Below are 5,109 nucleotides of genomic sequence, written 5' to 3'. Positions count from 1 at the left end.
CACCGCGTAAACGAGGGTACCCTCGCCGGCACGGACCCGCACCGCACCGAGCTCCACCAGGTCTCGGGAGAGGGTCGCCTGGGTGACCAGGACGCCGTCGTCGGCCAGGAGAGCAGCCAGTTCTGCCTGGGACCGGACCGACTGCCCGGTGAGAATCGCCCGGATCCTCGCCTGGCGGGCGGTCTTGGTGGTGGGCTGGAGGGAGGTCATCGTCGGTCCATCAGCCAGACCATCAGGGCTTTCTGGGCGTGCAGCCGGTTTTCGGCCTCGTCCCAGACCACCGATTGGGGGCCGTCGATGACATCGGCGGCAATCTCGTAACCACGGTACGCGGGCAGGCAGTGGAGGACGACGGCGTCGGGGGCGGCGTGCGCCATCGCGGCCGCGTCCACCCCGTAGCTGCTGAACAGCTCAAAGGTTGCGTCCTTGGCTCCCGCGTTGTCCGGTTCCTGGCCCATGGAGATCCAGGTGTCGGTGGCGACGACGTCGGCGTCGGCAAGCGCGGTGGCAGGGTCGGTGGTGACCAGCACCGACCCACCCGTCTCGGCCGCCCGGGCAGTGGCCTGATCGATCACCGACTGCTGGGGAAGGTGCCCCTCGGGGCCGGCGATCCGGACGTGCATGCCAGCGGTGACCCCCGCGAGCAGGTAGGAGTTGGCCATGTTATTGGCAGCATCGCCCAGGTACGCGAGGCTCAGCCCCGCCAGGGTGCCCTTGTGTTCGCGGATGGTCAACAGGTCAGCGAGAAGCTGGCACGGGTGGTAGTCATCGGACAGCGCGTTGATCACCGGGACCTTCGACGCCGCGGCCATCTCTTCCAGCCCGGCCTGCGCGTAGGTGCGCCAGACGATGGTGGAAACCATCCGTTCGAGCACCTTGGCGGTATCGGTAATGGATTCCTTGTGGCCCAGCTGCGACTCCCCCGCCCCGATGATCAGTGGGACCCCGCCGAGGTCGGCGATGCCGGTGGCAAAGGAGACGCGGGTGCGGGTGGACGTCTTGTCGAAGATGACCGCGACGGTTTGACGTCCCGCGGTGGCTGCTCCGGCCGGGTCCAGGCCGGCGTAGGTGCTGCGCGAATACGGGGCACGCTTGAGCTCGGCGGCAAGGTCGAGGACTTCGGTCTGCTCGGCCTGGGTCAGGTCGGTGTCGACCAGGAAGTGGCGGGTCATGGGGTACGTTCCTTTGCGATATTCAGGATGCCGGGCAGCGCGGCGGTGAAGGTGGCAGCCTGCTCTGTGGTGAGGATCAGCGGTGGTGCCAGGCGCAGCGTGTGCGGGGTGGGAGCGTTGATGATGAAGCCCTGGAGTAGTGCTTCGGTCACGGCCGCAGCGGCGTAGTCACCGGTCAGGTCGAATCCGATCAGCAGCCCTTCACCGCGGACCTCGGTGACCAGCTCGACAGTGGCAAGCTCGGCGCGGAGCCAGGCTCCGACGTCGTGCGCGTGGCCGAGGAGGTCGGTGGCCTCGATGGTGTGCAGGGTAGCCAACGCTGCGGCCGTCGCGACGGGGTTCCCCCCGAAGGTGGTGCCATGCTGGCCGGGGGCGAACAGGGATGACACCGCAGCGCCGAACGTGATCAGCGCACCAATAGGGAACCCGCCGCCGAGTCCCTTGGCAAGCGTCATGGCATCCGGCACGATGCCGCTGGGCTGATGGGCAAACCAGGACCCGGTGCGGCCGATCCCGGTCTGGACCTCGTCGAGGATCAGCAGCGCGCCAGCTCGGGTGGTGACCTCACGGGCGGCCTGCAGATACCCGGGAGGGAGCGGACGGACGCCAGCCTCCCCCTGGATGGGTTCGAGGATGACCGCTGCAACGGTCTCGTCGACCGCGTTCACCAGCGCCTCGATGCTGCCGAACGGCAGATGTTCGACGCCGCCGGGGAGCGGTTCGAACGGTTCACGGTAGGCCTGCTTCGCGGTCAGCGCGAGCGCCCCCATGGTGCGGCCGTGGAAGGCGCCGTCCAGGGCCAGGATCCGGGTGCGTGCGGGTTTGCCGTCCGCCGCTGGGGTGCTGTTGCGGCGCGCCAGCTTGAAGGCTGCCTCCACCGCCTCGGTGCCTGAGTTGGTGAAAAAAGCCTTCGACCCGGCGGGCGCCACCGAGAGCTGCAGCAGCTTTTCGGCCAGGGCAATCTGGGTGGGGCTGGTGAAGAAATTCGACACATGACCCAGGGTGGCGAGCTGGCTGGAGATCACCGAGGTGACGAACGGGTGGGCGTGGCCCAGAGCGTTGACGGCGATACCGCCGAGCAGGTCGAGGTACTGGTTGCCGTCGGCATCCCAGACGGTGCAACCGTTGCCGCGGACCAGGACCCGCTGCGGGGTGCCGAAGACGCCGAGCAGCGAGGAGCTGTAACGCGCCAGCCAGTCAGCACCCGAGGCCTGCTGGTCGAGCACTTCGGCGAGCTGTTCCGTGTGGTTGAGATCAGTCATGATCCGTCCTCGTCCGGTACCACCTGGGTGCCGATTCCGGCGGTGGTGAAGGTTTCCAGCAGCATGGAGTGGGCCAGCCTGCCGTCGACGATGTGCGCGCGCTCCACTCCGCCGTCGATGGCGGCGAGGCACGCGGTCATTTTGGGAATCATGCCCGACTCCAGCTGCGGCAGCATGGCGCGCAGCTGGCCGGCGGTGAGGGAAGAGATCAGCGAGGACCTGTCGGGCCAGTTGGCGTACAGCCCCTCGACGTCCGTGAGGATCACCAGTTTGGAGGCGTTCAGGGCCTGGGCCAGGGCCGCCGCGGCGGTATCGGCGTTGACGTTGAGGACCTGATTGGTGCCTTCGCCGTCGTCGTCAATCTCCGGGGCGACCGTTGAAATCACGGGGATCCGGCCGGCCTCAAGAATGTCGAGGATGGCGGCCGGGTTCACGCCGACCACCTCGCCGACCAGGCCGAGGTCCACCTCGACGCCGTCGACGACGGTTCCGGTGCGGGTGGCTTGCAGGAGGCCGCCGTCCTCACCGGAGAGTCCGACGGCGTAGGGGCCGTGGGAGTTGATGAGACCGACCAGCTCGCGGCCCACCTGACCGGCGAGCACCATCCGGACCACGTCCATGGTGGCGGGGGTGGTGACCCGCAGGCCGCCCTTGAATTCGGACTCCATGCCGAGCCGTTGCAGCATGGAGCTGATCTGCGGTCCGCCGCCATGGACGACGACCGGGCGGATTCCGACGTGGTGGAGGAAGACGATGTCCTCGGCGAAGGCGCGGCGCAGGTCCTCGTTGACCATGGCGTTGCCACCGTATTTGATCACCATCGTGGTGCCAGCAAACCGTTGGATCCACGGCAGCGCTTCGATGAGGGTCTCTGCCTTGTCCTGTGCGGCAATGACTGAATTCATGGTGTCCTTCTGTTCTAAGCTGCCGCGGCGGGCAACCGTTACGACGAGTACGCCGAGTTTTCGTGCACGTATTCGTGCGTGAGGTCGTTGGTCCAGATGGTCGCGGTCTCGGTCCCGGCGTTGAGATCAATCTCGACCGTGACCTCGCGGCCCGTGAGGTCCACCAGGTCCCGTGAATCGCCGATGCCGCCGTTGCGGCAGATCTGCACCCCGTTCATGGTGACGTTCAACTGGTCCGGTTCGAAGGCCGCGTCGGTGGTGCCGACCGCTGCCAGCACCCGGCCCCAGTTGGGGTCGTTGCCGAAGATGGCCGTCTTGAAGAGGTTTGAGCGGGCCACCGATCGGCACACCGTTTCGGCGTCCTTCTCGCTGGCCGCGTTGACGGCGGTGATGGCGATGTCGTGGCTGGCACCTTCGGCGTCCTTGATCAGCTGCTGGGCCAGTGAATGGCAGACCCCGGTGAGCGCTCCCTCGAACTCCTGCAGGTCGGGGGTGACCCCGCTGGCGCCCGACGCGAGCAGGACCACCGTGTCGTTGGTGGACATGCACCCGTCCGAGTCGGTCCGGTCGAAGGTCACTCGAGTGGCCGCGCGCAGGGCCGTGGCCAGCTGTGCGGGATCGACAACAGCGTCGGTGGTGAGTACCACCAGCATGGTGGCCAGACCGGGGGCGAGCATTCCGGCGCCCTTCGCCATCCCGCCGATGGAGTATCCCTCGCTGGGGGCGTCGACTGAAGCCGGGTGCCTCGCGTTCTTTGGCACCGAATCGGTGGTCATGATGGCTTCGGCTGCGGCCTGCCCGCCGGCGGTGGACAGTTGGGCGACGGCGTCGCTGACGCCTGGCAGCAGCTTGTCCATGGGGAGCTGTTCCCCGATCAGCCCGGTGGAGCAGATGAAAACGTCACCCGAGGAGACCCCCAGCGCGTCGGCGACGTACTCGGCGGTGGCGTGAGTGTTCTGGAAGCCAACGGCCCCGGTGCAGGCGTTCGCTCCCCCGGAGTTGAGGACCACTGCATCGACCCGCCCGTCGGAAACCACCTGACGGGACCACTGCACGGGTGCGGCGGCAACCCGGTTGGAGGTAAACACTGCCGCTGCGTGCTGCAGGGGTCCGTCGTTGACAACGACCGCGACGTCGGGCTTGCCCGAGGATTTGAGTCCGGCGGCAGTGCCTGCGGCGCGGAATCCGGCCGGTGCGGTGATGCTCATGGTGCTACTCCCTGCAAGGTGAGCCCAGCGGTCTCCGGGAGTCCCAGGGCAATGTTCATGGATTGGATGGCCCCGCCGGCGGTGCCCTTGGTGAGGTTGTCGATCACGCAGGTGACAATCACGCGCCCGGCGTGTTCGTCGAACGCCAGCTGGAGGTTGGCGTAGTTGGAGCCGAGCACGGCCTTCGTGGCCGGCCAGTGGCCTTCCGGTAACACGGTGACGAAGGGTTCGTCGTCGTACGCTGCGGTCCAGGCATCCCGCAGCTGTTCGGCAGTGGTTCCGGGCATCACCTTGGCGGTGGCGGTGGTGAGAATGCCGCGGGCCATCGGTGCGAGGGTCGGGGTGAAGGACACCTGGACCTGCTGCCCGGCGGCGAGGGACAGCCCCTGCTCAATCTCGGGGGTGTGCCGGTGTGCGCCACCGACTCCGTACGGGCTCATTCCCCCCATCACCTCGGACCCCAGCAGGTGCGGCTTGACCGCTTTGCCCGCGCCGGAGGTGCCCGACGCTGCAACGATAACGACGTCGTCGGGCTGCAGCAGCCCGGCCGCGAACCCCGGGG

5 protein-coding genes and 1 pseudogene are annotated in these 5,109 nt (G+C 67.7%); all 6 read right to left on the bottom strand.

Features of this window, described 5'->3' with window-relative positions:
• Positions 1-210, bottom strand: a pseudogene (locus K728_RS0108620) (arginine repressor); the annotation flags it as partial.
• Complete coding sequence (gene argF, locus K728_RS0108615) at positions 207-1,172, bottom strand: ornithine carbamoyltransferase (protein ID WP_024476442.1); 966 nt, start codon at positions 1,170-1,172, stop codon at positions 207-209. The pseudogene K728_RS0108620 and the gene argF, both read right to left, overlap by 4 nt.
• Positions 1,169-2,434 carry an acetylornithine transaminase gene (locus K728_RS0108610; RefSeq protein WP_035747660.1) on the bottom strand — a complete coding sequence of 422 codons (1,266 nt, stop codon included), beginning with the start codon at positions 2,432-2,434 and terminating at the stop codon, positions 1,169-1,171. The genes argF and K728_RS0108610 overlap by 4 nt, the downstream gene beginning before the upstream one ends.
• Positions 2,431-3,339 carry an acetylglutamate kinase gene (argB, locus tag K728_RS0108605; RefSeq protein WP_024476440.1) on the bottom strand — a complete coding sequence of 303 codons (909 nt, stop codon included), beginning with the start codon at positions 3,337-3,339 and terminating at the stop codon, positions 2,431-2,433. Before argB ends, K728_RS0108610 begins: the two co-directional genes overlap by 4 nt.
• Positions 3,340-3,377: 38 nt before the next feature.
• Entirely contained in the window at positions 3,378-4,547 is a 1,170-nt protein-coding gene (gene argJ / locus K728_RS0108600) for a bifunctional glutamate N-acetyltransferase/amino-acid acetyltransferase ArgJ (protein WP_024476439.1), read from the bottom strand.
• A partial coding sequence (locus K728_RS0108595; protein WP_024476438.1) for an Asd/ArgC dimerization domain-containing protein occupies positions 4,544-5,109 on the bottom strand: 566 nt, incomplete at its 5' end. The genes K728_RS0108595 and argJ, both read right to left, overlap by 4 nt.

Source organism: Arthrobacter sp. CAL618 (assembly GCF_000468215.1).
GTDB lineage: Bacteria > Actinomycetota > Actinomycetes > Actinomycetales > Micrococcaceae > Arthrobacter_D.
Note: the sequence above shows the minus strand (reverse complement) of the source record. Positions and strands in the feature narration are given on the sequence as shown.